Source organism: Psychrobacter sp. (assembly GCF_030457785.1).
Taxonomy (GTDB): Bacteria; Pseudomonadota; Gammaproteobacteria; order Pseudomonadales; family Moraxellaceae; genus Psychrobacter.
In genome coordinates this window covers 1-2196 of record NZ_JAKDUI010000286.1, presented here as the reverse complement: position 1 = coordinate 2196, position 2196 = coordinate 1, and the positions used below count along the sequence as shown (strand labels likewise).

General features: G+C 42.6%; 1 protein-coding gene. It reads left to right on the top strand.

All coding sequences use genetic code 11. From position 1 onward, the window contains the following. Positions 1-534 precede the first annotated feature (534 nt). Positions 535-2094 (top strand): sodium:alanine symporter family protein, encoded by a 1560-nt coding sequence (locus tag L0J61_RS10595; protein WP_301466404.1) that lies wholly within the window; start codon positions 535-537, stop codon positions 2092-2094. Positions 2095-2196: the final 102 nt, after the last annotated feature.

Below are 2196 nucleotides of genomic sequence, written 5' to 3'. Positions count from 1 at the left end.
TTCTAAATACGCATATACTTGTGACATAAAAAAATAAAATTCTAGTAATTCCTATAAAAATATGGCAAATTGCTGTTACGGAGCCGTACGTTTTGAATACATTTGGTAGTGGAAATGTAATCATCATTGCTGTTAGCAAACCTTTGGTTTTCGTATAGATATCAACCGACTATCAAATATTTGCTCAATAACTTCAATCATCCACATCAACAGAGTAATCAACTGGTATAGCTTCTCACGAGTTTAATGCTGTTTCCATAAAGCATTTAATTGTATTACTGCCTGTTTTGTCCGCTAATAACCTTATCAATACTATATCGTCCATGCTATGCAGAGAATGAATATTGTTGGTAAGCCAAGTGGATAAGTACAGAAAATCACAGTCAACTTCTTAGTGGCTATGTATGAGACTTTACTTATAACAGGCCCAGTCCATACTAGATAGTTTGACTGCTTAGCTTTAATAATCAAGTTAATCAGTTGACCTATTTCTAGCATACAACACCACTCTGAGACGGTACTAGGAATATAGATATGGAAGGTTTAGTTAGCTTAGTAAATGGAATCATCTGGAGCCCTGCATTAATCTACCTATGCTTGGGTGCAGGTTTATTCTATTCTATTATGACGCGCTTCGTGCAAGTGCGCTTATTCAAAGAGATGCTCAGGCTATTGTTTAAAGGCAAGCCTGATAATGACGGCATCTCATCGTTCCAAGCACTAGCTGTATCGCTCGCTGGTCGAGTCGGTATGGGTAACATCGCAGGTGTCGCTGCTGCCATCGGTTTCGGTGGTCCAGGTGCGGTATTTTGGATGTGGATTGTCGCTTTCTTAGGTGCATCTACTGCTTATGTCGAGTCCACCTTAGGTCAGATTTACAAAGAGCGTGACTTGGTCACAGGTGAATATCGCGGTGGTCCTGCTTATTACTTTGAGCGAGCGCTTGGTCAAAAGTGGTATGGTATCTTGTTTGCTATATCATCGATTATCGCTTGTGGTATATTTTTACCTGGTGTGCAGGCAAACGGCGTGATCAACGCAGTGGCGCAAGTTGCAGGTGAAGGTTCAGTTATAAACTTCATGGGCTTAGAGACTGGCACGACTCGTATCATGGCTCTAGGTGTTGTGTTAGTCGTACTGGGCTTTATCATTTTTGGCGGCATCAAACGTATTGCTACCTTTACTGAGTATGCTGTTCCTTTTATGGCATTGGGTTACATCGTATTGGCATTCTTCATCATGTTTGCCAACTTCAGCATGATCCCAGAAGTGTTCGGCGCAATCATCGGTGACGCATTTACCGCACAAGCAGGTTTTGGTGCTGCCATCGGTTGGGGTGTCAAACGTGGTATCTACTCTAACGAAGCAGGTCAAGGTACAGGTCCACACGCTGCTGCAGCGGCTGCTGTTGATCATCCTTCGCAGCAAGGTCTAGTACAAGCTTTCTCGGTATATGTAGATACCTTATTGGTCTGTTCTGCTACCGCCTTTATGATCCTATCTACTGGCATGTACAATATCCAAGGTACACTACCTGATGGCCAGTTCATCGTGCAAAACGTCGCTGCAACTACTGAGATCAATGCACCAGCGTTCACACAAATGGCAATGGAGTCAGTCTACGGTACGTTTGGTAGTACATTCATTGCGGTTGCGGTATTCTTCTTTGCCTTTACCACTATCTTAGCGTACTACTATATTGCTGAAGTTAACATCTCTTACCTCACCCGCTCTATGGGCAAAGGTGCTAGTAAGACAGGTCACTTTATCGTAAAAGTTATCATCATGGCGATGGTTGCCTATGGTGGTCTTAACTCGGCGGGTTATATCTGGGGTCTTGGCGATGCAGGTGTTGGCCTGATGGCTTGGTTGAACATCGTTGGTATTATCCTGATCTTCTTCGTGTCTCGTCCTGCTCTCGAAATCTTAAAAGATTACGAAGCACAGCTCAAAGCAGGTGGTGGTACAACTTCCAATCGATTCGTCTTTGATCCTAAGAAATTCGGCATCAAAAATGCGACTTACTGGGAACAACGCCATCTAGAAAACGAACAAAAAAGATCGGAAAACCCATTAAATAAAGAAGTTAAATAATTCATTATAAGCAACATTCTTTACAGTAGTAGTTATCCAATAGCCGTCTAAGTATCTGAACTAAAGCCCGAGACAGTCGTCTCGGGCTTTTTTATTTGGCTC

Coding starts and splice junctions, on each gene's coding strand:
- L0J61_RS10595 (WP_301466404.1), top strand. CDS start 535: ATGGAAGGTTTAGTTAGCTTAGTAAATGGAATCATCTGGAGCCCTGCA.